Source organism: Paenibacillus sp. Cedars, assembly GCF_003184205.1.
Lineage (GTDB): Bacteria > Bacillota > Bacilli > Paenibacillales > Paenibacillaceae > Paenibacillus_AQ > Paenibacillus_AQ glucanolyticus.
In genome coordinates, this window is record NZ_CP020866.1 from 337,362 (window position 1) to 363,499 (window position 26,138).

General features: G+C 51.0%; 18 protein-coding genes. 10 read left to right on the forward strand and 8 right to left on the reverse strand.

What is annotated here, in order from left to right; genetic code table 11:
- Positions 1 to 3: 3 nt before the first annotated feature.
- A complete protein-coding gene (locus B9D94_RS03080) occupies positions 4 to 1,722 on the reverse strand; it encodes a ribonuclease J1 (RefSeq protein WP_006212775.1) in 1,719 nt (572 codons plus the stop codon).
- Between the two features lie 185 nt (positions 1,723 to 1,907).
- On the opposite strand from B9D94_RS03080, the gene B9D94_RS03085 reads away from it, so the two are divergent.
- Both B9D94_RS03085 and B9D94_RS03090 read left to right on the forward strand, forming a co-directional pair.
- Positions 1,908 to 2,660 carry a YqcI/YcgG family protein gene (locus tag B9D94_RS03085; protein WP_036643538.1) on the forward strand — a complete coding sequence of 251 codons (753 nt, stop codon included), beginning with the start codon at positions 1,908 to 1,910 and terminating at the stop codon, positions 2,658 to 2,660.
- A gap of 304 nt (positions 2,661 to 2,964) precedes the next feature.
- A complete protein-coding gene (locus tag B9D94_RS03090; RefSeq protein ID WP_234973112.1) occupies positions 2,965 to 4,386 on the forward strand; it encodes a glycosyl hydrolase family 18 protein in 1,422 nt (473 codons plus the stop codon).
- Here B9D94_RS03090 and B9D94_RS03095 read toward each other — a convergent pair.
- Positions 4,381 to 5,259: a helix-turn-helix transcriptional regulator gene (locus B9D94_RS03095; protein ID WP_063477799.1), complete on the reverse strand. Its 879-nt coding sequence runs from the start codon at positions 5,257 to 5,259 to the stop codon at positions 4,381 to 4,383. The genes B9D94_RS03090 and B9D94_RS03095 overlap by 6 nt on opposite strands.
- Positions 5,260 to 5,459: 200 nt before the next feature.
- Between B9D94_RS03095 and yicI the strand changes: the two genes are divergently transcribed.
- The 3 genes from yicI to B9D94_RS03110 all read left to right on the forward strand — a co-directional run bounded on the left by yicI (position 5,460) and on the right by B9D94_RS03110 (position 11,372).
- Positions 5,460 to 7,790 carry an alpha-xylosidase gene (yicI, locus tag B9D94_RS03100; RefSeq protein ID WP_148246440.1) on the forward strand — a complete coding sequence of 777 codons (2,331 nt, stop codon included), beginning with the start codon at positions 5,460 to 5,462 and terminating at the stop codon, positions 7,788 to 7,790.
- A gap of 245 nt (positions 7,791 to 8,035) precedes the next feature.
- Positions 8,036 to 9,844 carry a sensor histidine kinase gene (locus tag B9D94_RS03105; RefSeq protein WP_036643535.1) on the forward strand — a complete coding sequence of 603 codons (1,809 nt, stop codon included), beginning with the start codon at positions 8,036 to 8,038 and terminating at the stop codon, positions 9,842 to 9,844.
- Positions 9,819 to 11,372, forward strand: coding sequence for a response regulator transcription factor (locus B9D94_RS03110; protein ID WP_006212769.1), 1,554 nt, complete (start codon positions 9,819 to 9,821; stop codon positions 11,370 to 11,372). Before B9D94_RS03105 ends, B9D94_RS03110 begins: the two co-directional genes overlap by 26 nt.
- Before the next feature lie 172 nt (positions 11,373 to 11,544).
- Here B9D94_RS03110 and B9D94_RS03115 read toward each other — a convergent pair whose 3' ends face one another.
- On the reverse strand, positions 11,545 to 11,781 hold the full coding sequence (locus B9D94_RS03115) for a hypothetical protein (protein WP_148246441.1): 237 nt from the start codon (positions 11,779 to 11,781) through the stop codon (positions 11,545 to 11,547).
- Between the two features lie 114 nt (positions 11,782 to 11,895).
- On the opposite strand from B9D94_RS03115, the gene B9D94_RS03120 reads away from it, so the two are divergent.
- From B9D94_RS03120 to B9D94_RS03140, 5 genes are all read left to right on the forward strand, one after another.
- A complete protein-coding gene (locus B9D94_RS03120) occupies positions 11,896 to 12,858 on the forward strand; it encodes an ABC transporter permease (protein ID WP_006212767.1) in 963 nt (320 codons plus the stop codon).
- Between the two features lie 15 nt (positions 12,859 to 12,873).
- On the forward strand, positions 12,874 to 13,782 hold the full coding sequence (locus tag B9D94_RS03125; protein ID WP_006212766.1) for a carbohydrate ABC transporter permease: 909 nt from the start codon (positions 12,874 to 12,876) through the stop codon (positions 13,780 to 13,782).
- A gap of 98 nt (positions 13,783 to 13,880) precedes the next feature.
- Positions 13,881 to 15,593 carry an ABC transporter substrate-binding protein gene (locus tag B9D94_RS03130; protein WP_148246442.1) on the forward strand — a complete coding sequence of 571 codons (1,713 nt, stop codon included), beginning with the start codon at positions 13,881 to 13,883 and terminating at the stop codon, positions 15,591 to 15,593.
- 172 nt (positions 15,594 to 15,765) lie between these two features.
- Positions 15,766 to 18,174 carry a glycoside hydrolase family 95 protein gene (locus B9D94_RS03135; protein WP_253806101.1) on the forward strand — a complete coding sequence of 803 codons (2,409 nt, stop codon included), beginning with the start codon at positions 15,766 to 15,768 and terminating at the stop codon, positions 18,172 to 18,174.
- An 86-nt stretch (positions 18,175 to 18,260) separates the two neighbouring features.
- Complete coding sequence (locus B9D94_RS03140; RefSeq protein WP_148246443.1) at positions 18,261 to 20,294, forward strand: beta-galactosidase; 2,034 nt, start codon at positions 18,261 to 18,263, stop codon at positions 20,292 to 20,294.
- 249 nt (positions 20,295 to 20,543) lie between these two features.
- Here the strand turns inward: B9D94_RS03140 and B9D94_RS03145 are convergent, their stop codons facing one another.
- The 5 genes from B9D94_RS03145 to B9D94_RS03165 form a co-directional block, all read right to left on the reverse strand.
- Positions 20,544 to 21,428, reverse strand: coding sequence for an IS3 family transposase (locus B9D94_RS03145; protein WP_210190097.1), 885 nt, complete (start codon positions 21,426 to 21,428; stop codon positions 20,544 to 20,546).
- Positions 21,371 to 21,694 (reverse strand): helix-turn-helix domain-containing protein, encoded by a 324-nt coding sequence (locus B9D94_RS31365; RefSeq protein WP_006210604.1) that lies wholly within the window; start codon positions 21,692 to 21,694, stop codon positions 21,371 to 21,373. Before B9D94_RS31365 ends, B9D94_RS03145 begins: the two co-directional genes overlap by 58 nt.
- Before the next feature lie 43 nt (positions 21,695 to 21,737).
- Positions 21,738 to 22,313, reverse strand: a complete 576-nt coding sequence (locus B9D94_RS03155) for a dihydrofolate reductase family protein (RefSeq protein ID WP_148246444.1) — start codon at positions 22,311 to 22,313, stop codon at positions 21,738 to 21,740.
- Positions 22,314 to 22,562: 249 nt separating this feature from the next.
- On the reverse strand, positions 22,563 to 24,200 hold the full coding sequence (locus tag B9D94_RS03160; protein ID WP_148246445.1) for a response regulator transcription factor: 1,638 nt from the start codon (positions 24,198 to 24,200) through the stop codon (positions 22,563 to 22,565).
- Complete coding sequence (locus B9D94_RS03165; RefSeq protein WP_148246446.1) at positions 24,178 to 26,016, reverse strand: cache domain-containing sensor histidine kinase; 1,839 nt, start codon at positions 26,014 to 26,016, stop codon at positions 24,178 to 24,180. Before B9D94_RS03165 ends, B9D94_RS03160 begins: the two co-directional genes overlap by 23 nt.
- Positions 26,017 to 26,138 lie beyond the last annotated feature (122 nt).

A 26,138-nucleotide genomic window follows, 5' to 3' on the forward strand; every position in this document is an offset into this window, starting at 1 on the left:
CGTTTATATTTCCATAATGGAAGGCATAATGTACGGGCTTCGGCCCAGCTCCCGCTTGAAGTAACGGTTAAGCGTGTTGTTGGTCATCTGCTCCCAAGCCGCGCGGTTGTATTCACGCTGCTCTCCGGCCTTGTTCAGCTGTTTGCGCAGCATGGCTTCTGCGCGGCGGAGAAGAGGTTTGGAATCCTGCATATAGACAAAACCGCGGGTGATCAGCTCCGGCCCGGACATCAGCTTGCGTGTTTCGCGATTGATGGTAATGGCAACGATGACAACGCCATCGTGAGCGAGCTGTACCCGCTCTTCAAGCAATTCCTTTTCATGAGTGCGAAGCTCACCGTTATTAATATAGACGTCTCCGGAAGGGATGTTCCGGCCTTTCCGCGCGTAGTTGCGGAACAGGGACAGCGTATTTCCGATGTTCATCAAGTAAACGTTGCTGTCAGGAACACCAACCTGCACGGCCAGATGACGGTGATTGAGCATCATCCGGTACTCCCCGTGAATCGGTACGAAATATTTAGGACGCAAACTGCTGATCATCAGCTTGAGATCTTCGCGGCAGCCGTGACCCGAGGTGTGAATATCGAGAATGGATCCGTATTTGACCTCTGCTCCGGCCCGCATCAAGAGATCGATGCTGCGGTTTACATTCTGGGTGTTTCCGGGAATCGGCGAGGAGGAGAAAATGACGGTGTCCTCCGGATGAATTTGAATGGAACGATGGGCACCTGAGGCGATACGGGTCAGTGCCGCATTGGGCTCGCCCTGACTGCCTGTACAAATAATTAGCACCTGGTCGTCCCGATAACGGTTAGCGGCTTTGGCATCGATAAACATGCCGTCAGGGACGCGAATATAACCGAGTTCTTGTCCGATGACAAATACCTTCTCCATACTACGGCCGACAATCGCGATTTTGCGTCCTGTTCGGATGGCAGCCTCAACGACCTGCTGTAACCGATGGACGTTAGAAGCAAAGGTTGCGAACAAAATCCGTCCGGGACATTCCTGGAACAGACGCAGAATGGAGTTGCCCACGGTACGCTCTGAAGGCGTAAATCCGTCGCGCTCGCTGTTGGTGCTGTCGGCCATAAGGGCGAGCACGCCGCGTTTGCCAATATGCAGGATTTTATGCAGATCAGCGGGTCTATCCTCTGGCGTAAAATCAAATTTAAAGTCCCCGGTATGTACGATCGGACCGTATGGGGTTTCTACCACGACCCCGAAGGCATCCGGAATGCTGTGGGTGGTTCTGAAGAAATGAACGGAAAGATGACGGAATGAGATGGTTTCGTCTTCATGAAACACACGCAGATCGCTTTGGTCCAGCAGACGATGCTCTTCCAGCTTCGCACGAACCAATCCGATGGTCAGCGCCCCGCCATAAATCGGCATCTGGATTTGACGAAGGACATAAGGAATAGCCCCGATATGGTCTTCATGGCCATGGGTCAGAAACAGACCCTTCACTTTGTGTTTGTTATCGATTAAATAACGGATATCCGGAATGATGTAATCGACTCCGCTCATTTCGGCATCCGGGAATTTCAGCCCGGCATCGATGAGGATAATCTCATTCTTGAATTCCACACCGTACATGTTTTTTCCGATCTCTCCAAGCCCCCCCAGCGCAAAGATGCGCACAGGCGGAGCGGATGGCCTCGGTTTTTTGGCAGGCTTGGCAGTTTGAATCTGATCTGTTAGCAGGGGTTTAGACATAATGTGAAAGAATCCTCTCTATGGTAATTAAGGCAGAAGCCTGGTCATTTTATATTTCTTCTCTACTTAAGATATCAGAAAGTTCAAGCTTCGTGAAACGCTTTTCGAAATTCATTTGGATTTCGGCCGGGACAGTCACCCATTTTTATCCACTCTTATATGCTGTAGAAAGAGGAGGACTGGTGATGAGCGGTTTAATGAGGTTGGAAGATATGGATGCTATTCATGGATTACCGGAGGACTGGCAGCGAGAAGCGATAATAAAGCTAACCGAGAAAATGACGGACCGTTCCGCCAAATTCCCCTGTATTCCGGCAGTGCAGGGACATGTGCTGAAGCATTTTAGATATGGCTTTATTAATCAGGGCGAATCGCAGGAGGCAGCGGGACAACTGGCCTCACTGCTGCATGAGTTCGGACTCGGCTCCAGAGATTTTGGGCCGTATACTTCACTTGTCGTGTTGATCAACACGGAACATAGCAGGAATGACTTGGCAGGCGTCGAGTACTATGAGCGTTTATTCTGGCAGCTGCTAAGCCGAACAACCGAATACGACGCAGAACCTTGGCCGGAGGGTCTCCCCGAGGAGCCTTCGGAACATCTGTGGGAATTTTGTTATGCAGGCGAGCCTTATTTTGTGTATTGCGGCACACCCGCGCATGAGCTTCGTCAGAGCAGATATTTCCCTTATATGATGCTTGCCTTCACGCCCCGCTGGGTTCTGCAGCAGTTCAATGCCCGGGAAGGGCAAGCAGAACGAACAAAGGCCATGATTCGCCAGCGGTTAGTTGAATATGATCCCGTACCGCCTCATCCGGATTTAAAGTTCTATGGGGCGGAGGATAATTATGAATGGAAGCAATATTTTCTGCGGGATAACACAGAATCGCTGTCAAAATGTCCGTTTGCAAGGCTCCACAAGGAGATCAACAGATAACAAGAAATAACACACTGCTATCATCATACCCTAAATTGTAGTAAGGGTTAACCAAGCTTATCCATTCAAGGCCGTTATTTTGCGAAAATTTGCAGAGTGACGGCTTTTTATTGGAATTATGGATTCATTAGGGTGTAGGATTTTGCCCCTATATAAGTAAATCTTATCCTTTTTGTACAAAGATCCACCAAGTTACACTTAAAGTGCGTTTTATAATTTCATTGGTATAGACCTGGGGAGGTGTATGGAACGAAGCTTTTGTCAGATTTGAAAACGCTTTAATAAGAATAATGGAAGGAGTTGTATGATGATGAACAGCATGTCCAGAACCATGAGAGGTTTTATTCTCGGAATCGTTGCTGTGCTGGTATTCAGTGTATTTCCAGTGTTCAAGGCCCAAGCAGCCGAGGCTTGCACAGAGCCTGCGTGGAGCAGTTCGGCTGTGTATGGTGGAGGCAACATAGTATCCCACAATGGTCATGCGTGGAAAGCGAAGTGGTGGACGCAGGGCGAGGTTCCTGGAACGACCGGACAATGGGGCGTATGGGAGGACTTGGGGGCCTGCAATCCAGGAACACCACCAGTCGATCCGCCAGTGGATCCCCCGGTCGATCCTCCTGTGGACCCACCTGTTGATCCTCCGCTGCCTGGGAGCCGGATGTATGTTGCTTACGCGAGCTCTTGGAATACAAGCATATACGACCTGACTACGGCTAATGTTCCCAATTACATTACCCATGTCAATCTGGCATTTGTAAGACCAGATACCACGTATGCCAAAGGCTCTTATGCATTTGACCAAGCCGTTGCGGGTTTGGAATTCGTGGAAGGAGCAACAACGCCAAACGGCCAGCGTAAATTTACTTCCCAGCAGTCCCTGGACCTTCGAAACAACATCGCGGCGCTGAGAGCCCGCGGAACGAAAGCGTTCCTGTCAGTAGGAGGCTGGTCGTACAGCCAAGGCTCACAGTGGTCCGGATTCAATGCCAAGAACATTGTGGATCTGGCACAGGATTTGGGTGTGGCCGGTGTCGACATCGATTGGGAGTCCAGCGGCAGCAGCTGCAACAAAGGAACAGCCGCTCAGTTCAGCTGCTCCAAGGATGGCGAGATCGCCGGCATTATTACGAGCCTCTATAACGAGATCAATGCAAGGAATGCCAATCTTCAGATCTCCATCGCAGGATGGTCTACGGGCGCTTATTATGTGAAGGGAACGCCGTTTGAGGAAGGCAAAGTTCAATGGGGTTCCCCTTTTGGCGGCACGATGTACCGTGTCGTCAAGGATCATGGCAGCAAGATCAATTTCATTAATCTGATGTCCTACGATGGAGGCATCTACTACGATCCTCGTGAAGGATACGAATCTTATAAGGCGATATATAACGGGCCGATCAACATGGGCATGCAGATTGCACCGGAGGGCTCCGGCGGCGCTGTCCTGCAGCTAAATGCAGCACCGGGGACGGTGTATGATGCCGAGATGATGAACGGACAGAATAACATCGCAACACAGTATTATAATGTAGAAACGATGGTTAATTACATCAAGAATAAGGGAAAGGCCAATGATGGCTTCATGCTGTGGCAGCTCTGGAAACAGCGGGTGCACCAGCCTGCACCTTCGGGAGCAGCGAACGAGAACAGCGCCGGGCAGTACGTATGCCGTAATTTGCCGCTACCTGGGGATTGCAATCAGACCATACCAAGCTTACCGAAATTATAATTTCTTCCGATACTCCGATGGTGTGCAGTTCATGATCTTTCGGAATACCCGAACAAAATAACTGATGTGTCCAAATCCGACATCGAGTGCGATGTCGGATATTTTATTGTCCGGCTGCCGAAGCAGCTCTGCCGCTTGGCGAACGCGATAGGAGTTCATATAATCCACGGGGGTTTGCCCGGTCATGGATTTAAAGAACCGGCAGAATTGGCCTTCGCTCATCGGAATGAGCTCTGCCAGCTCACTCAGCCGGATGGGGCGGTGGTAATGATTCTGAATGTAGAGAATCACCTTTTTTAAGCGCTCGGTCCTCGTGATATCAGCGGTCTCGCTCCGGCTTCGGTTTGCCAGCCTTCCAGTGGATGCAGCTTCAAACAACATGAGAAACAGATGTCCCTTTATAGCGGCTTCATAACCGGCAGGCTTTTGCTCCGATAACCCAATCATTTCCTTTATATGTCCAAGCAGCCTGTCATCGGTTTCGGAGGTCATCCGTCTTGGGAAGGTTGCCCTCCGCTCCTGAAACGGGATAATCATGCCCTCCTGAACAAGATCATAGTGGGGGCTTGCAAGCATGCCGAAATCGAACACCATGGCGCAGAAGCTGCACCCTTGGTCGCCCTGGGCATGTCCGGTATGGAGGTCGCCTCCGTCGATAAATATCGCTTCACCCGCCCGAACAGGAATATATTCCGAATCAATCTGAAACAGAACCTCCCCTTCCATGACGTAAAAAATTTCCGCTTCCTTATGCCAATGGGAGTCTACCACATGGGCACCGGGGGCAAAGTGATACCAGTAGGCGCCGAACGGAAACCGCTCATTCCCGTGGATGGTGCTTTCTTTTAACGATTGACGAAAAGATTGATCCATATGGAATCCCCCTTGGAAGTGGAATGCGTGAAGTGGAATTAAAATTGAAATCGAAATTGGTAAACCGATAGTTTGCGTCAATATTGTGCTATATATAGATCGAATACTGATAGTATGGGTAAAAATAGATCAGTATAATGACATTATAACGCTTACATCATAAAGTTCAATTTACCAAATATAGAAGGGCGGTATATAGCATGAAATTTACGGACGGCAACTGGCTTATCCGGGAGGGTTACTCCGTTTCGGGAGCGGTTCAGGCTTATGATTTCGCGGTAAAAGGAAACACGCTGACGGCTTATGCATCTACGGCACCCATTCCGGGAAGAGGAGCCACAATTAATGCCCAACTGATCACCGTGCAATTTCATTCGCCGGCACCCGGCGTCATCGGCGTTAAGCTGGTTCACTATGCGGGGGTACGAGATCGCGGTCCTGCATTTCAATTGTATGGGAATGAAGGTGACCACACGGTCATAGAAGAGAACGAGCAGGAGGCTGTTCTTCGCAGCGGCAATCTGAGCGTTGTGATCAGGAAGGGGCCGGAATGGTCGGTTCACTTCTATAGGGGAGGCGAGCGCATCACCGGCAGCAGGGCCAAATCCATGGCGCATATCGTGGAAGACGGCGGACAGGCCTACATGCGCGAAGAGCTGGACCTTGGCGTCGGCGAATGGGTATACGGACTTGGCGAGCGCTTCACTTCGTTTGTGAAGAACGGTCAGGCTGTGGACATATGGAACCAGGACGGCGGCACCAGCTCCGAGCAGGCCTATAAAAACATTCCATTCTACATCACGAACAAAGGATATGGTGTGTTTGTGAACCAGCCGGATCTCGTATCCTTTGAAGTAGCATCGGAAAAAGTGAAGAAGGTGCAGTTCAGTGTGCCAGGAGAGTCCCTGGAATATTTCATCATCGACGGACCGGACCCGAAAGGCGTCCTGGACAAATATACGAATCTGACGGGGAAACCGGCACTGCCGCCGGCTTGGACCTTCGGATTGTGGCTGTCGACGTCTTTTACCACGCAATATGACGAAGACACTGTAAACTCTTTTGTTGACGGTATGCTGGAGCGCAATATTCCTCTGCAGGTCTTCCACTTTGACTGCTTCTGGATGAAGGGGCTCAATTGGACGGATTTCCAGTGGGATGAAGAGGTGTTCCCTGATCCTGAAGGCATGCTGAAGCGGCTGAAAGAAAAGGGACTGAAAATTTGCGTATGGATCAACCCGTACATCGCCCAGCGCTCGCGTCTTTTTGAGGAGGGCCGTGAGAAGGGCTATCTGGTGAAAAAAGAGAACGGCGACGTTTGGCAGTGGAATCTGTGGCAGCCGGGCATGGCGCTTGTGGACTTCACGAACCCGGATGCGTGCGAATGGTACGCAGGATACCTGCGCGAGCTGACGGATATGGGCGTTGACAGTTTCAAAACAGATTTCGGTGAGCGCATTCCGACGGATGTGGTTTATTTTGACGGCTCCGATCCGCATAAAATGCACAATTATTACACCCAGTTATACAACCAAGTGGTATTCAACGTGTTAGTCGAGAAATTCGGCAAGAACGAAGCGGCGGTGTTCGCTCGCTCCGCAACGGTTGGCGGGCAGCAGTTCCCTGTGCACTGGGGCGGCGATTGTTATGCGGATTATGAATCGATGGCGGAGAGCTTGCGCGGGGGCTTGTCCCTTGGTCTCGGCGGCTTTGGCTTCTGGAGCCATGATATCGGCGGTTTCGAAAATACAGCTCCAGCGCATGTGTTCAAACGCTGGCTGGCATTCGGCCTGCTGTCTAGTCACAGCCGTCTGCATGGCAGCAGCTCCTACCGGGTGCCATGGTCTTATGACGAAGAGGCTGTTGACGTTACGCGTTTCTTCACGAAGCTGAAGAGCCGTTTGATGCCTTATTTGTTCCATACAGCTGTGCAAGCATCGGAGCAAGGCGTACCAAGCATGCGCGCCATGTTCCTGGAATTCCCGGACGACCCGGCTGTCGAGATGCTGGATCGTCAGTATATGTTAGGGGATTCTCTGCTTGTGGCACCGGTATTCAGCGAGAAGGGGGATGTGAAGTACTACCTGCCGCAGGGCCGCTGGACGCATCTGTTAACAGGAGACACCGTGGAGGGCGGATCCTGGCGCAAGGAAACGTACGATTTCCTTGGACTGCCATTGTTTGTACGCGGCAACTCGTTTGTTGCCCTCGGTTCGAATGATGCCCGTCCGGAATATGACTATGCAGACGGTGTAGAGCTTGGTTTATATGCGCTGGAAGACGGCAGCGAGGCATCCGTCACGGTTCGCAGCATGAGCGGAGAGAGCGAGCTGGTCGTGCGGGCCGTACGCGCAGGAAACCGCATTGACTTTACGGTGGTGGAAGGCAGCGGGAAGCCATTCTCCGTGAGGCTGCACGGGACAGGAGCCGTGTCATCCGTCGAGGGCTCAGGGGCGAGTCTGCAAGAGGGTCAGATTCAAGTAGAAGCAGGACAATCAGCGGTGAGCTTCTCAGCAGTGCTGGCAGTATAAGAGTACAACACTTGTCTGTAGAGGTTTCTGGCATGAAGTAGAAGGTTTGCTTATTAAGGAAAAAAACATAGCGAAGATAAGCCCGGACCAGCCTTGTGTTGGAGTCGGGCTTCTTCCATATTTTAGTTGGCCTTGGATGAATGGCAATGCTGATATAATAGGCCTGCGGCAAGCATAAGTGCACTGTTTTGTAATCGCTTTCCTAAAAAATGCCGAAGACTAGAGGACAGGAGCGAGACGGTCCGATGTTATCCAATTTCATTCAAATTATGAACGACATGAAGATCCGCAACAAACTAATATTGTCCTTTGTTGTTGTGGTTTTTGTACCGGTGGCCATCGTGGGGATATTCCTTACGGGAGAGCTCCGGAAATTCGCTTTGAACAATGCTTTGGAACAGGCTTATCAGAATGTGGACCGCATTAAGAAACGGTCAACCGAAGTTATCAACGTGGCGGACGATTTATCCTATCGCCTATCGTATGATGAGCGTCTGAAGAATGTTGCCAACCGGCAATATGAAAGCGTATACGACGTATTTGTAGCATACAGGGAGTACCCTGACTTGCAGCAGGCCATTCGGATGTATAAGGAAATATCGAATATTCGCTTTTATAGCGACAACCCCACCATGCTGAACAATTGGGAATTCATATACCCGGAGGGTGAAATCAGGAGAACCGAGTGGTATCGGCGAGCCGAAGACAATATCGGCGTCATCTACTGGGATTATGTTCGAGATGAACGGGATCAGAAGGTATACCTCAGCCTGATTAAAGGGGTCGACCTGGGAAGCAAGGACAATCTGGGTGTATTGGTGATTAACGTGAACACCGGCTTGCTGAATACGATTCTGAGCCAGGAAACGTTCGACACGATTATAGTAGACAGCAAGAACAATATCGTTGCGGCCAACCGCCCGGAGCTGTACGGAAAGACTTTGGCGGAAATTCACGATAACAACGGCGCTGTGTACAACGCCAGTGGAAGCTATGAATCCGTCATTGACGATGAAGCCTCCAAAGTTCTGATTGAGCCGTTGAATACGGAATCGGGCGTAAACGGCCTGCGTATTATCTCCATTTTTTCGATCGACAGCATTGTGTCGGATGCCAACCGAATCAGCAAGCTGGCAATGACGGTTATTATTGTGAGCCTGCTGTTGGCCGTTATCCTCATTTACAGCTTCTCTGCACTGATCTCTAACCGGTTGCTGCGTCTCAGCAAACATATTACGAAGGTGGGTACGGGTAACCTTGGCGTTGCCATGGCCATTGACGGCAAGGATGAAATCGGCCAACTGTCGCGTCAGTTCAACTCCATGGTGGGCAATGTTAACGACCTGATGAACGAAGTGCAGGAGTCCAACGAACAGAAGCGGTTAATGGAGCAGAAGCAGAACGAAATCAAATTCAAAATGATGGCCAGCCAGATCAATCCGCATTTTCTGTTTAACGCGCTGGAGTCCATTCGCATGGAGGCGCATCTCAAGGGTGAGAGTGAAATCGCCAGAATTGTGCGGCTGCTTGGCAAAATGATGCGGAGCAACCTCGAGGTGGGCAGTGGAAAAACAACGATTAAGGACGAGATCGAGATGGTGCAGTGTTATCTCGACATTCAAAAATTCCGCTACGAGGATCGTCTGAAATATGAGCTTCAGGTGGATCCCGATGCGAATCACGTCAGAATCCCGCCCTTGATCATCCAGCCGCTTGTCGAGAATGCGGTCATACACGGGATGGATCACAAGGAAGAGGGTACCTTCATAAGGGTTAGGGTCACGGCCGCCGAAGGGATGCTGCACGTCATCACCGAGGACAATGGAGCGGGAATATCTTTGGACCGGTTAAAGATGATCTATGGCTATTTGAACGATACCGACGAGAAGGACGGCGGACGGATCGGGCTCCGTAACGTTCATGTTCGTCTGCAGCTCACCTACGGCCCTGAAGCGGGGCTGATCATATATAGTGAACCGGGAACGGGAACACGTATTGAATTCAGGATTCCGACAGGAGGAGAGAAGGATGTTGAGAGTGTTAATCGTGGATGACGAACCCAAGCTGCGTGAGGGGTTGAAAAGCATTGTGCCTTGGGGCGAACTGGGGTATCAGATTGTGGGCACAGCAGCGAACGGGAGCGAGGCATTGGAGAAGCACAGACACCTAGCCCCTGATGTGATGCTGGTTGATATTCGAATGCCAGGTATGGACGGATTACGGCTAATTGAAGCCATACGGACCGTGGATGCTGCGATTCATCTGTTGATCCTGAGCGGATACGCTGATTTTGATTATGCCAAGCGGGCCATCTCCCACCGCGTTGACGGGTACCTTCTGAAACCGGTAGATGAAGAGGAGCTTCGCCAATATTTGCTTCAGATTAAGGAAGCGATAGAACAAGAGCAGGAATGGAGGACATTGAACAGAGCAGCTTCCGATATGAGTCGTGAGCAGTTCATTCAAACCTGGTTCAGCCAGGAGAGTAAGCCGGACCCGGCTTGGCGGCAAATCGCCGAGAAGATGGGGCTGTTATGGAATCATTATCAGGTGCTGCTTATCCATGATCATCGGCATGTTGAATCCGGGCAGGAGGGCAGCCATCTGTTGAAAAACAGGCTGATTGAGGCTTTTGAGGAACAGGGGCATGGCGTGGTATTTTCAATGCATGACTATATCGGCATTCTAATGCCGATTCCGGTTCTGACGGCAGGAGGAAGGAAGGAGCTGCTTCAGATGGCGGAAGGAGCTGCAAGTCTTGCAGGCACTGCAATTACATCTTCTCTAGGACGCCAGGCTCACCGTCTGGAGGAGGTCCCAAGCTCTTACCGCTGTGCCAAGGAACGAATTCGCGAACGCTTCTTCTATGCGCCGGGGGAGCTATTATTCTCTGGATCTGAGCGATTTGCGGGTGACATTTCACGCGACGAGCAGCAACCCTATGATCCGTTGCAGTGGATGGAACAGCTCTATTATGCCGTGGATGTGGGCAATGTCGAGGTGCAGCGAAATCTGCTGCGCTCCGCCGCTTATGCCATGGTCCATGAGGGATACAGCGAGGAGGGAATGAAGCGTTCGTTCGTTGCGCTCCTCACCGGCGTGTACAACAAGCTGATGCAGCATCATACCGAGCTCCAGTCGCGGACGAAGGAATATTCGGATCGGATCGCCGCGATATTCCGTCAGCGGACGGCGCATGATTTATGCCAGCATTCATCTCAATTTCTGGAGGAGCTGATCTGGCAGGCAGGCAAGGGGGGGCGGGACCAGGAGATGAAGCGGATCATGGATTTGATCCAGCGCAATTACAGCGAGAATATCAAGCTGGAAACCCTGGCGTCGGTATTTAATTACAACAGCGCTTATTTAGGGAAAATGTTCAAGAATACAACCGGAGAATATTTTAATACCTATCTCGACAAGGTCCGGATCAGCAAAGCCAAGGATTTTTTGAAGCAGGGCATGAAGGTGTATCAGGTCGCGGAGAAGGTAGGTTATACCAACGTGGACTATTTCCACAGCAAGTTTAAAAAATACGTCGGCACATCCCCGTCCAACTACCGCAAGGAGCTGGATCTGTAATTTAGCCGTGCCGTAACGCTGATTCGCACAATGTGACCGAGCCCGGATGTGGCGCCGAGGTTATACAGCCCATTGTGACAGAGTATCGCATGAGTAACCGCAGTGAGCCGGCACACGGCAAATAGGCTTCAAGCAGCTCCGCGCCATAAATACTTTCATATATCGCTGCCCATTAAGACGCGACTAAGGCACGCGTCTTTTTGTTTTTCCTGTGCCTCCCCCAAGGCATTACCGTGGGAGCCGAATGCTGCGAAGCATAGAGCGGAGGGGCCGGAATCGTATCGGAGAAGCGGCAGCGGTCACCTTTTAAAGCCGGGAAACCACCGCCCCGTGTCAATCGAAGTTTCCCGGGTTTAACAGCGATCGGAGATACGATCCGGACACGGAGCGGTGTAGAGGTCTTTCGCATTTTCACTCCCACCGTTAATGTCTAATTTTTATATGATTTTTAAGCCAATCCTTTGGGTACTTCCCTGCCGCAGCCTGGTTTATCATCAGAATATACAAGAGAGGAGGGGTTGGTTTGAAAGCGGTAACAAAGACAGAAGGCAGCATCCAACCTGCCGCAAAGAGAAAGAAAGGCTTCTGGGCCACTTTCAAAGAGCAGAAAGTACTGTATGGAATGTCGCTCCCATTTATCGTCATTGTGTTCATCTTCAGTTACATGCCGGTATGGGGCTGGTTGATGGCATTCCAGAATTATAAGCCCGGCAGGGGCATATTTGACCAGAAGTGGGTGGGTCTGGACCATTTCATCGCCCTGTTCTCTGACGATAAGTTTTATCTGGTGCTGCGAAATACACTCGCCATGAGTTTCATGGGATTGATTGTCGGATTTACGATTCCGATTCTATTCGCAGTCTTGTTGAATGAGCTTCGTGGAAGCGTATTCAAGAGGACGGTACAGACGATATCTTATCTCCCGCATTTTGTGTCCTGGGTTGTGGTAGCCGGTATCGTAACCAAGATGCTGTCCACAGATGGAGGCGCTGTCAATCAGCTGCTGATGTGGCTGGGCTTCATCGATCAGCCGATACAGTTTATGGCTCAAGGGAATCTGTTCTGGTATATCGTAACGGGTTCAGATATATGGAAGGAAATGGGCTGGAGCGCGATCATTTACTTGGCAGCGATTTCAGGGATTGACCAGGAGCAGTTTGAGGCAGCCAAGGTCGACGGTGCGAGCCGGATTCGCCAGATATGGCATATCACGCTGCCCAGCATCGCTCCTACGATTGCTATTCTGATGATCATGTCGATCGGGCATCTGATCAGTATCGGTTTCGAGAAGCAGTTTTTGCTGGGCAACCCGCTGGTGGTTGATTACTCGGAAGTATTGGATCTGTATGCACTGAACTATGGGCTTGGCATGGGACGTTTCTCATTCGGTACGGCAATCGGGATGTTTAACTCCATCGTAAGTATCATCTTGTTGCTGCTCGCCAACGGGGTGTTCAAAAAATTCACCAAGCAATCCATTATGTAAGGGGAGGGAAGCAGCATGGCACGAACCAAAACAGCATTCAAGCCCACGCTCTCCGACCGCGTGTTTGATATTTTCAATTTTACATTTATGATGCTGGTCATGATTGTCACCCTGTATCCGTTCCTGAACGTTCTTGCGATATCGCTGAACGATTCCGTTGATACGGTGCGCGGGGGAATCTACATCTGGCCACGGGAGTTTACGCTGGAGAACTACGTGCAGATCTTTAAATACGAAGGCTTGATTACCGGTTCAAAAATCACCATTCTTCGAACGCTGGCAGGAACCTTCCTTGGTCTGCTTAGCGGAACGATGCTGGGGTATGTCCTCAGCCGAATGGATTTTCAGGGAAGGAAGTTCATGTCGACCTTTCTTGCGCTGACGATGTACTTCTCGGGCGGCATGATTCCGGTGTTCATTCTGATCCGCGACTTGAACATGATGAATTCGTTTCTGGTCTACATCATTCCGGGAATGGTCAGTGCGTTTAACGTATTTGTTATCCGCTCCTTCATCGACAGCTTGCCTTACTCGCTGCAGGAATCGGCGAAGCTTGACGGGGCCAGCGATTTTACGATCTATTACAGAATCATTCTGCCGCTTTGCAAGCCCGTGCTGGCTACCATTGCGTTGTTCCTGGCAGTCGGGCAGTGGAATTCATGGCTAGATACGTATCTCTACAACGGTAACGCTCCCCATCTCACGACGCTTCAATTCGAGCTGATGAAGGTGCTGCAGAGCACGCAGGGGCAAACCAGCGGCATGATGTCCGGGCAGAATATGGCGGAAATCGTAAAGCAGGTCTCGCCGGAATCGATCAAAATGGCAATCACGATTGTGGTCACGGTTCCGATATTGCTCGTCTATCCGTTTCTGCAGCGGTATTTCGTGAAGGGCATGACACTCGGCGCTGTGAAAAGCTAGCATTCATGTACGGTATCAGCAGGGCTTGCGTCCTGTTATACGATAGATTTTTTTGAAAAATATCAGAACATTTAAAAAATCGATTAGGGGGTAAAGCAATGAAACACAAGCAGAGATTGTCACTGCTGCTCGCTATGATGATGCTGGCTACGTTCGTTCTTGCGGCGTGCGGCAACGGCGACAGCAGCAATAGCGCCAACGGCGGCAAAGATGGCAGTGGCGGAAGCGATACGCAGCAGGAAGAGAAGCTTGAGCCGATGACCATGACGTATTACAGCGCCGATTCCAATGCGAATTGGGCTAACATGCAGGATGCGGTCGGCAAGAAGCTGACCGAGAAGACCGGCATTACGATTCAGGCCGAATACGCGGTGGATGGCTCCAATCAGAAGCTTCCGCTGATGGTGGCGAGCGGCGAATATCCGGACCTGGTATTTGCCAAGGGCGATGCCAATCTGTTCGTGGATTCCGGCGCGTTTATTGATTTGACGGATTTAATTGAAGAGCATGCGCCGAACATCAAGAAGGTATACGGTGACTACATGAGCCGTCTGAAGTGGAGCAACGAGGACGAGGCTATCTATGTGCTTCCGACACTTGCAGCGGTGGACCATCAGATGCTTGATGCGGGCGGCACGTTCCAGATCCAGCATGAAGTGCTGAAGGAACTCGGATACCCGGAACTCAAAACCGTGGAGGATTACGAGAAAGCGTTGAAGGATTATTCCGATAAACATCCGACCATTGACGGACAGCCAACGATTCCGCTCACGCTGAATGCGGACGGATGGAGAATTATGATCTCCGTCACCAATCCGGCCTTCATCGCGACCGGCGCATCCGATGACGGTGAATATTATATCGACCAGGAAACGGTGGAGGCGAAGCTGCACTACAAGCGCCCGGAGGAGAAAGAGTATTTCCGCTGGTTGAATCATATGAACGCTACAGGACTTCTGGATAAAGAAACCTTCGTACAGAAAACGGACCAATACGAAGCTAAAATTTCCTCCGGCCGCGTCCTTGGTGTCATTGACCAGGAGTGGGGCTTCGGCAATGCAACGAATGCGCTGAGATCCGCCGGCAAGGAAAATCGCACGTATGCAAGATTCCCGATCCAGCTGGGCGAGTCCAGTAAGGATGCAACGTTCCAGAACGCGGGGTACGTCGCAGGATGGGGTGTGGGAATTACGACATCCGCGAAGGATCCTGTTCGGATTATCAAGTTTCTGGATTATTTGGCCTCCGAGGAAGGGCAAGTTTTGATGAACTGGGGAATTGAAGGCGAGCATTACGACGTCGTGGACGGCAAACGCGTCATTCCGGAAGACGTGCAGGAGCGCAAAACCTACGATAATGCCAACTTCACCAAAGAAACGGGAATCGGCTTGTACAATGCCATGTTCCCTCGTTACGGCGACGGTGTGAAGGATTCGACAGACAACTACTATACAACGAACTTCCCGGAGACCATCATCGAGAACTATACGCCATCCGCCAAGGAAACGCTGAAGGCCTACGGCGTGGAAATGTGGAAGGACCTGTGGCCGAAACAAGAAGAATTCGAAGTGAAGCCATGGGGCGTGGCTTACAACATTCCGGTACCAAGCGACTCCAATATCAATATTACCTACAAAAAAGTGGAGGAGATTACCCGCAAACGCATTCCTGAAATTATTCTGGCCGATCCGGCCAAATTCGATGGGCTGTATGATCAGTTCATTAAAGAGCTGAACAGTGCAGGTGCAGAAAAAATGGAACAGGAATATACCCAGCTGGTACGTGACCGCGTCAAACTTTGGAACGATTAAAGGAATAGGGGAATAGAAGGGGCCGGCTGCATGCGGCCCCTTTTGCCGCTATCTGAAGGCCGGGATTGTATAGCTGCGTCCTTTTGCTCATCGCAGAAATACGGTTGGGGGTTGAAGGATTTGAAGAACTCTTCGAGAAGACACTTATCAACAGGAATAAGGAGGGATTACAGTGAATCCAGCGTTTACAGTGAATCCAGCGAAGCAATGGACCTCAAAGCTATGGTACCGGGAACCGGCAGCCAAGTGGGAAGAAGCGCTCCCGCTCGGGAATGGCCGGCTGGGTGCAATGGTGTTCGGGGGAGTAGAGGAAGAGCGCATTCAATGGAATGAGGATACACTCTGGTCCGGATTTCCAAGGGACACGAATAATTACGAGGCACGACGGCATTTGGCAGCCGCAAGGAAGCTCATCACATCCGGGCAGTACAAGGAAGCGGAGGAGCTGATTGAGGACAAGATGGTGGGAAGGGGCACGGAGTCCTTCCTGCCGCTAGGAGATCTGTTGATCAGACAGTCGGGAATTCACGGCCACCGGACGGAATATCGGCGCGAACTGGATTTGGATACGGGGATAGCGTCCGTTCGCTTTCAGTCCGGCGGTTCGGCTACCTATGCCAGGGACATGTTCATCAGTGCCGTTGACCAGGTAGCGGTTATACGCTGTGCGAGCCCGAATAACGAAGACATCCGGCTGGATATCAGGCTGGACTCTCCGCTGCGGCATGGTACACGCCGCTGTGCGGAAGACGGGTCCCTGGTGTTATATGGACATGCTCCAACCCATATTGCTGACAATTACAAGGGCGATCATCCCGGGTCGGTACTCTATGAAGAGGGGCTCGGCATACGGTATGAGATGAGGCTGCTGGCCTTGCCGGACAGCGGTCAGGTGACGGTGGATGACCGTGGCATGCACATCAACGGGAGCGGTACGGTCACCCTGCTGATTGCGGCGGCAACGAATTTTGCAGGCTTCGACCGTTCTCCGGGCTCTGGAGGAATCGATCCGTCCGTTATATGCAGGAAGAGGCTTCAGGACGCGGTACAGCATGGATATGAGGAACTGCGCGCGAGGCATGTGAAGGATCATCAAGCGTTGTTCCGGCGTGTGGATCTTCGGCTTGAAAGCCTGGATTGTGAGCGGTCCACAGAGAGTGCGGCGACCGACGAGCGCATGAAAGCGTACAGGGAAGGGCAGGAGGATCCGGCACTGGAGGCACTGATGTTCCAGTTCGGAAGATATTTGCTCATGGCGAGCTCCAGGCCGGGAACACAGCCCGCACATCTGCAGGGAATATGGAATCCGCATGTACAGCCGCCATGGAATAGCGATTATACAACGAATATCAATACCGAGATGAACTATTGGCCGGCAGAGACAACTCATCTGAGCGAGTGTCACGAGCCGTTGATACAGATGATTCGGGAGCTTAGCGTGAGCGGGCGCCGGACCGCGAAGATTCATTACGGAGCCCGCGGATGGGTTGCCCACCATAATGTGGATCTATGGCGCATGGCAAGCCCGAGCGATGGGAGAGCGATGTGGGCTTTCTGGCCCATGGGTGGCGCGTGGCTGTGCCGGCATTTATGGGAGCGTTATCAATTTCAGCCAGACCTTGAATATTTGCGGGGAACGGCATATCCGTTGATGAGGGAAGCGGCGCTGTTTTGCCTGGATTGGCTCATTGAGGACGGAAAAGGCCATCTGGTGACCAGTCCGTCAACATCACCGGAGAATCAGTTCCTCACCGCGGAAGGCGTGCCTTGCAGCGTGTCTGCAGGCTCCACCATGGATATGGCCATTATTCGCGATTTGTTCCATAACTGCATAGAAGCGTCGCAGCTCTTGGGGCAGGATGCTGATCTGCGGGAGGAGTGGGAGTCGGCGGCCGCACGGCTGCTCCCTTACGGAATGGACGGGGAGGGCAAACTCATGGAGTGGAGCGAGCCTTATCGGGAAGCAGAGCCTGGTCATCGGCATGTGTCCCATTTATATGGACTCTATCCGGGTTCCGATATTACCCTTCAAGGCACGCCGCAGCTAGCGGAGGCCGCATATCGTACGCTATCGTCCCGCATCAGCAATGGAGGCGGACACACGGGCTGGAGCTGTGTGTGGCTCATTAATTTGTTTGCCCGGCTCCGGCAGGCGGACAAAGCCTATGGTTATATCCGGATGCTGATTTCCCGCTCGATGCACCCTAATCTGCTTGGAGATCATCCTCCGTTCCAGATTGATGCGAATTTTGGAGGGACTGCAGGACTTGTGGAAATGCTGCTCCAGAGTCATCTGGGGGAGCTTCAGCTGCTCCCTGCGCTGCCCTATGCATGGAGGGAAGGCTCCGTAAAGGGCTTGAAGGCGCGCGGCGGATTTATCATCAATATGGAATGGAGCCAGGGGCTTCTCATTTCGGCAAGCCTCACCTCAACCCATGGTCAGCATTGCAGGCTGAATTACCCTGAGTCTCTTATCGTTACAAGGGAAGACGGAAGTGTTGTGAAGACGCAGGAGGACGGTGCGTTTGAAACGGTGATCGGGAGCACTTATTATATTACGCCGGTTACCAACAAGGCCTGATCGAACAAGGGCAAGGGCTGCTCATGAATGGACCGTTCGAGTTGAATGTATACCGGATCTAAAATCTTAAAGGAGCTGAGTCCAATATGATTAACGAGAAGTTACCCAAAATGTGGTATGGCGGCGATTATAATCCGGAGCAGTGGGATGCGGATGTCTGGAAGGAAGATGACCGCATGTTTAAACTGGCGGGCATCGATGTAGCTACCATCAATGTATTCGCCTGGGCTTTAAGTCAGCCGGATGAGGAAACCTATGATTTTGGCTGGTTGGATGAGACGATAGACCGGCTGTACAGCAATGGAGTGTACGTCTGTCTGGCAACCAGCACAGGCGCACATCCGGCCTGGATGGCGCGTAAATACCCGGATGTGCTGCGTGTCGATTATGAAGGGCGGAAACGCAAATTCGGCGGCCGCCATAATTCCTGTCCGAACAGCCCCACCTACCGTAAATACGCAACGATTATGGCCGGGAAGCTGGCGAGGCGTTATAAGGAACATCCGGCCGTCCTGATCTGGCACGTATCGAACGAGTATGGAGGTTACTGTTACTGCGACAACTGTGCAGCGGCATTCCGTACCTGGCTTCAGCAGCATCACGGGACGCTGGATGCCGTAAACAAGGCATGGAATACCCGTTTCTGGGGCCACACCTTCTATGACTGGGAGGATATTGTTGTGCCTAACGCTCTAAGCGAGGAGTGGTCCGGCAGCCGGACCAATTTCCAGGGCATATCCCTGGATTACCGCCGTTTTCAGTCGGACAGCCTGCTGGAATGCTATAAGCTGGAGCGGGATGAATTGAAGCGGATCACGCCGGATATTCCGGTGACCACCAATCTGATGGGCTTCTATCCGGAGCTGGATTATTTCAAATGGGCCAAAGAGATGGATGTTGTATCCTGGGACAACTACCCGTCGCTGGATACTCCGTTCAGTTATACTGCCATGACGCATGCCTTGATGCGTGGGCTTAAGGGCGGACAGCCCTTTATGCTGATGGAACAAACGCCAAGCGTGCAGAACTGGCAGCCGTATAACTCCGCCAAGCGTCCGGGCGTTATGCGATTATGGAGCTACCAGGCGGTCGCCCACGGTGCGGATACGGTGATGTTCTTCCAACTTCGCCGCTCGATCGGAGCCTGCGAGAAATATCATGGAGCCGTCATTGAGCATGTGGGCCATGAGCATACACGCGTGTTCCGCGAGTGCGCGGAGTTGGGCAAGGAGCTGCAGCAGTTGGGGGACCGAATTCTGGATGCCCGTTCCGACGCCAAAGTCGCAATCATCTATGACTGGGAGAACCGATGGGGCATTGAGCTGTCGAGCGGTCCGACCGTGGCCCTCCATTACGTGGATGAGGTCCATAAATATTATGATGCCTTGCATCAGCTGCATATCCAGACCGATATGATCAGCGTTGAAGAGGACTTCAGGAAGTATGAGGTAGTCATCGCACCTGTAATGTACATGTCGAAGCTGGGATTCGCAGAGCGCGTTGAGGCTTTTGTAGCGCAAGGCGGAACGTTTGTGACAACCTTTTTCAGCGGTATTGTGAACGAGAACGATCTGGTGGCGCTGGGCGGTTATCCCGGAGAGCTGCGCAAGGTCATGGGAATCTGGGCCGAGGAAATTGACGCGCTGCTACCTGGCCAGCACAATCAGATGGTGATGCGAGGACGGCAGGGCCGTCTGGAAGGCACCTATGACTGCGGAATTCTGTGCGACGTGATTCATGCAGAGGGAGCGGAGGTTGTTGCCGAATATGGCTCAGATTATTATCAGGGCATGCCGTCGTTAACCGTCAACGCCTTCGGGCAAGGGAAAGCATGGTATGTGGCGACAAGCCCGGAACCCAAATTCCTGAAGGATCTGATGCAGACCATCTGCAACGATCATGGCATTGAGCCGGTCCTGAAGGCTCCTCAAGGCGTCGAGGTAACAAGACGCATCAAGGAAGATAAAGCATTCACCTTCGTGCTTAATCACATGTCAGAGAGCAAATCCGTTCCCCTGGACGGGGATACCTATGTGGACCTGCTGACAGGGGAGGAGCATCGGGATACCTGCGAAGTTCCGGCACGAGGCGTGATGATATTAGAGCAACGGAGGGGGTAGAGAGAGCATGAGGACTTTTTGATGAAAGCAAATAGGATAGGGGTCGTTTTTGGAAAAGTCTATGTTAAATTCTAATTCTAATGCTGATTTGTGACCATAAGAAAACCGCCTTTGTGAAAAGGCGGTTCATTGAGCTATCGTCTCCCGTTAGCGTAATCACCTTAAGTGACAAGGTCATCTTACCGTCTGGTAAAAGAGACCTATGGCTCCAGTGGTCAAGACCCCATTTTGTGGACATTGGAAAAACACCTAAGCTGCAAACTGGCGTCGGTACTCTACCGGCGTCAGTTTGTTTAATTTCCGCTGCGGTCGTCTCTGGTTGTAAAATCGTATGTATTTTTCAATTCGGTTTTGTGCCTCTGCCAGATTTCGGATATTATAAGGGTAGAGCCCTTCCGTTTTGAGATGCGAGAAGAAGCTCTCCATGGAGGCATTGTCTAGGCAATTGCCCCGACGAGACATGCTGATTTGGGCGCTAACCTTTGGCAGCATGTCATGGTAAGCATGAGACGTGTACTGGAACCCTTGGTCGCTGTGAACGACCAATCCGGTCACGTCTTTTTGCTTGGCAAACGCTTTGGCGAACGTCTTTAGTACCAGTTCGTTGTCGTTGCGTTCGCTAAGCTGGTAGGCCACAATCTCGTTGTTGAATAAATCTTTGACTGCCGAAAGATACAGCCAGCGCTCACCTACCCGGTATTGCGTCACATCTGTTACCCATTTCTGGTTCGGTTTTTCTGCTGTGAAATTTCGCTTCAACAGATTCTCCGCCACGCGTTCCCCCGCATGGTACGCCGTGTTAAAACGGCGTTTGCGGCGAATGTTGGATTGAAGTCCGAGCTTTTGCATCAGACGCAATACTTTCTTGTGGTTCATCCATATGCCCTCATCCTGCCACAAGAACAACTGGATTTGGCGGTAGCCGTATTTCCCTTCGTAGCGCGCATACACCCGACGAATGAGCAATGCAGCTTCCTTGTCCCGGTCCATATGTTTGCGCTTCAGATAGGCGTAGTAGCCGCTACGAGAGACCTTGAAGAGTTTGCAAAGGCTGCTGACGGGGTAGCTAGAGGCAGCTATCTCAATGACTTTATATTTCTGTTTTTCACCTCCTGCATCCAGATTTCCAAGCACTTTTTTAGCATTTCGTTTTCCCGCTTGAGCTTTTGAACATACCGATCTTGGTCGATGTATGCTTCCCGTCGACCTCGCTGATCCACCAGTCCAAACTCGCCCTGTTCCCGAAACTTCCGCATCCATTTCTTCATCCGCTGAGGATCATTAATCCCCAAGTGTTCATTAATCTTTCGGTAAGTCCATCCCTCGATAACATGCAGACGAACCGCCTCTTTCTTGATCTCTTCCGAATACGTTTTATACTTTTGTCCCTTAATTGCCATACAAAAATGCACCCCCTAGAATTTCATCGGATAAACCAGGGGTTTATTCCAATGTCCATTCTAAGGGGTGCACTTCACCAGAATCAAAGGTCTTGTTTTCGATTAGCTTAAGATTGATCTTCTCCTTGAGACCTTGGAATAACGGCAATCCCTTACCGATCAGGACGGGAGAAACCGTAATTTTATACTCATCAATTAAATCAAGCTGCATAAGGTGGTGTGCGAACCTAGGACTGCCGAGGATGACCATATCCTTGCCTGGCTGCTGTTTGAGGTTATTGATCTCTTCCTCGACATCTTCTTTCACGAGTCTGGAATTATTCCATTCGACTTTCTCCAGCGTTGTGGAGAAAACGATTTTGGCTGTCTTTTCGATCCACTCGGCATGATTTCGTTCATGCTGCGAAGCGGATGGGTTTGAAGGTACAGATGGCCAGTAACTGTGCATCATCTGATAAGTCCCACGTCCCCAAATGACAGTGTCGGCAGTACTCAGAATTTCTTTCGCATGTTTCTCCAAATCAGCATCGTAGGAAACCCAGCCAATGTCCATTTCACCATTCGGCCCTTCTACAAAACCGTCAAGCGATGCGTGCAGAAATAGAACGAGTTTTCTCATTTTCAGTTCTCCTTAGTTTATAAGGGATATATATATTATAAATTAACTACATCTTAGCAGAATTCAACTCGGGTTGTTTCTTATGGATTGCTAATCTCAAACCTGCCCTTTTCGACAACGCCTGAGAGATTTGACGTTGCAATAATTTTCTCAATTGTTGAAGCGCCGTAATCTGACGATCCACTTGGGTATGCTCAGGTTTTACAACAAGTAAAAGTTCCAATTTAAGGTACAGGTGAATTAGACGGGTTACGTATAACCGCCCGTTAGCTTGCGGAACTCCTTGGGGGAAATGCCCTCTTGCTTCTTAAATACAAGACTGAAGTATTTCTCGTTCTTGAAGCCTACCATCTCGGAGATCGCTGCCATCTTCAGGGCCGGGTTTTGCAGCAGGATTTTGGCTTTGGAGATGCGGATCCGGTTTAGATGCTCCGGGATGTTAATCCCGTGTTTTTGCTTGAATTTGCGGGAGATGTACTCCCGGCTTACGTGAAAACGGTTTGCAATATCATACAGGGATACATCGTTCTGATAATTCTGCTCGATAAACGCCGTAATGTCATGGATCAGGTCTTGACCTGTTTGCTTCTGGGACTGCACAAGCGAGGCCAGCAGGCTCATCAGCGCTCCCCAATGCTGCTGCCACTCCGCCAGGGAGCAGATATACTTGTCCGGGCTTGGCCGCTCCATGTTGGCGCTTTCTTCTTTGTATAATTTCAATAGTGTTTCAGACGAAGGGTTTGCAGCTTCATGAATGACATGGTTGGCGAATCTTTCAATTTCCCGGTCCCAGCGCTCCAGAAGCTCCGGCGTGAGGATGCCGCTTTTGCGGATGGCCGCTATCCAGGTTTCTACTGCTTCGGCGATGGGTCCGGGTTGCCCGCTAAGGATAGCAAGCCTCCATGAATCTTCAAATCCGCTGAACTGCACGCCATTATGATGATCGGCAGCGGCGAGAAGCTGTTTCTCTCCATCATGGATGAAATGGTTCAGCACCGTTAAATCACGCGAATGAAGGGCAGCCGAGCTGCGGGCATACAATTCGGGAATGTCTTGGGGGTACCGGCCGTCAGAACTGATGCCAAAATGCATGTGGCGCGACAAGGTGCGGTGCATCCCCTGATTGATCTCTTGAAGCCTCGTAGGCAGCGTGGCAAGCTGATCCCACAACAGAATAACCAGCTGGTGCGGAGAACCGAAGTGACGGAAGGCGATCCCGGTCCGGTCCTTTTGCAGAAATTCATTGCATATATTCAGCAGGGCAAACATGAGCAGGTCCAGATGGCGGCCGAAGCGGTTAAAAAGCGCATGATCGGTCTTGTCCATCTGCATGACGGCCAAGCGTATGGTCTTCGTGTCCTCCGGTACGATGCCTTCGTCCCTGAGACGGTTGACCACCTGGGAGTGGGCACTCCTGTCATCGATGAGGCTCGACAGCAGCTTCTCCGAATAGACCGGCCGGTACTCGTTCACCTGAACATGCTGCTGCCGCGCCGCAAGGCGCTCCTGCTCCTCGGCCCTCCAGGCCATGGTTGCTTTGCGGACTGCTTGGTTAATGACGGTCTCCTCGATAGGCTTCAGGATATAGTCCGTGCCGCTGTACCAGATCGTGTTGCGCACGAATTCAAAATCGTCATGCCCGCTGATAACGATGAATTTGATATCCGGGTAATTTTTGTGAATCCATTCCATCAGGTCGACACCGTTCTTGAGCGGCATCAGCATGTCCATCAGCACGAGGTTTGGCCGGAACTTCGGAATCAGCTCCATGGCCTCCAGCCCGTTGGCTGCTTCTTCAATATCGGTTATCCCGTGCTCTTCCCACTGGACCAGCAGCCGGATGGCTCTTCGCACACGAGACTCGTCATCCACGATTAATGCCTTCATCCGTTTCACCTTCCACATTTATAGTCAGTACAACCCGAAAGCCGTGAGGCTGGTTGTTTTCGATGTTGAATTTGGATTTTCCGCGATAATACAGCCTGAGCCTTGTCATGATGTTGATGAGCCCAATTCCGCTGCTGTCTTCCGCTTCTATCTCGGAATGAACCTGCAGCTGTTCCAAATCCATCTCTTCCATCAATAATAAGTGTTCCTGGAGTGCTTGGAATTTCTCATCCTGCATTCCGTTTCCGTTATCCTCGACCGTGATCTGAACGATGGAGGCCGAGAGGCGGCGGCTTTTTAATGCGATGTAATTGTCTTGTGTCAGAGGGTTCATCCCATGCTTGAAAAAGTTCTCGATCAGCGGCTGAACCAGCATCTTCGGTATCAACACCTGCAAAGTCGACTCATCCACATCGTAACGGAAGTCGAACTGATTCTCAAATCTCTCTTTTTGCAGCTCGACATAATCGTGGATATGATCAAGCTCTGTGCTCAGTGTGACCGGTTTGTCGGTGTTGTACATGCTGTATCTCATCATTCGGGCCAAGGCCGAGATCAGGGAGTAAATCCTCTTCATCCCATGCTCCAGTGCAAGCGTTCCGATCGTTTGCAGTGCATTGTTCATAAAATGCGGGTTTACCTGGGCCTGCAGCGCCCGGAGCTGATTGGTCCGGTTCGCGAGTTTCAGCTTGTATTCCTGCAAAATAAGGTTGTTGATCGTATCCATCATGCTGCCGAATCTGCGATGCAGGGTTCCGATTTCGTCCTTGCGGTCGGAGGAGATATCAACGGTCATTCGTCCGCTTTTCACTTGGCTCATGAGTCCTACCAATTGTCGAATCGGTGCTGTGATGTACACCGAGATCCAGATCATGGCGATGATGATGAGGATCAAGGACACGCCTAACAGTGAAATGTTGACAAATGCCGCTTTTTCCGCGCTGCTCAGAATATAGGAGGACGGAATTTCCTTGATCATTGTCCAGTCGCTGACAGACGTCTTGATATTGTTATATAAATAGATTTTGTTGTTATATTCGAAATGACCTTCCTTGTGGCCGGATTCCTTTATTTTGCTATACCAGTCTTCCTGGATCTGCCGACCCAGCGTGGCTTCGTTACCGGAATACATGACATGACCGTCTTCATTCACAATATAGAGCTGCTCATGCTCGGGCTGAAACAGCTGACCGCTAATTCGGCTGAGGAAATTCATATTCAGATCAATGGCGAGAATACCCAATCGTTCCGAAGAAGGGACTCGTTCAATGACTCGGTACATCGTGAATACTTGTTGATCGGCTTCATAAGGATAGGCTAATTGAAAGCCGTATGTGTGAAGGGGATGGGGAGGCTGAATGGACACCGTACGGCTCTTTAGATCGGGTATTTCGGGATAAAGCGCGACATCGCTTGTCTTTCTGGCGATATCCTGCGCGAACAACGTAGCTTCTCTTTTGCCGTCAACATAGAGATAGACCTGCCTTGCGCCGCTTATAGCTTTATTGATCGATTGCAGCGTAGCGGATTGCCTGCCGCTGGCATTGATATTCTCGTGGCTGTAATAGAGGCTGCGGAAAAAATCCGGATCCGAATAAACCGTAAGGGAATTACGGTTCATGTCTTCCAGATAGCTCTCCAAATTCAACCGTCCCTGATAGAGAAGGTTCATATTCTCAACAACCGCCCGTTCCTTGAGCGAGTTGGTTGTCATGACATAACTGATGATCATGGAGATGGTGGTCGGAATGATGGTAGCCATGATCATGAAGGTAATTAATTTAGTGCGTATGCTGTTCCAGTTCAATATTTTCACCGCCGATCAATTTTCTATACCAATTAGTTCACATCCTATGGTAGTGCCAGGGTCTTCATCTTAGCATAATTAAATCATAGAGAAATGGATAGAGAAACGATAGGACAAGCGGAGGGGGATTT

Coding starts and splice junctions, on each gene's coding strand:
- B9D94_RS03080 (WP_006212775.1), bottom strand. CDS start 1,722: ATGTCTAAACCCCTGCTAACAGATCAGATTCAAACTGCCAAGCCTGCC.
- B9D94_RS03085 (WP_036643538.1), top strand. CDS start 1,908: ATGAGCGGTTTAATGAGGTTGGAAGATATGGATGCTATTCATGGATTA.
- B9D94_RS03090 (WP_234973112.1), top strand. CDS start 2,965: ATGATGATGAACAGCATGTCCAGAACCATGAGAGGTTTTATTCTCGGA.
- B9D94_RS03095 (WP_063477799.1), bottom strand. CDS start 5,259: ATGGATCAATCTTTTCGTCAATCGTTAAAAGAAAGCACCATCCACGGG.
- yicI (WP_148246440.1), top strand. CDS start 5,460: ATGAAATTTACGGACGGCAACTGGCTTATCCGGGAGGGTTACTCCGTT.
- B9D94_RS03105 (WP_036643535.1), top strand. CDS start 8,036: ATGTTATCCAATTTCATTCAAATTATGAACGACATGAAGATCCGCAAC.
- B9D94_RS03110 (WP_006212769.1), top strand. CDS start 9,819: ATGTTGAGAGTGTTAATCGTGGATGACGAACCCAAGCTGCGTGAGGGG.
- B9D94_RS03115 (WP_148246441.1), bottom strand. CDS start 11,781: ATGCGAAAGACCTCTACACCGCTCCGTGTCCGGATCGTATCTCCGATC.
- B9D94_RS03125 (WP_006212766.1), top strand. CDS start 12,874: ATGGCACGAACCAAAACAGCATTCAAGCCCACGCTCTCCGACCGCGTG.
- B9D94_RS03130 (WP_148246442.1), top strand. CDS start 13,881: ATGAAACACAAGCAGAGATTGTCACTGCTGCTCGCTATGATGATGCTG.
- B9D94_RS03140 (WP_148246443.1), top strand. CDS start 18,261: ATGATTAACGAGAAGTTACCCAAAATGTGGTATGGCGGCGATTATAAT.
- B9D94_RS31365 (WP_006210604.1), bottom strand. CDS start 21,694: ATGGCAATTAAGGGACAAAAGTATAAAACGTATTCGGAAGAGATCAAG.
- B9D94_RS03155 (WP_148246444.1), bottom strand. CDS start 22,313: ATGAGAAAACTCGTTCTATTTCTGCACGCATCGCTTGACGGTTTTGTA.
- B9D94_RS03160 (WP_148246445.1), bottom strand. CDS start 24,200: ATGAAGGCATTAATCGTGGATGACGAGTCTCGTGTGCGAAGAGCCATC.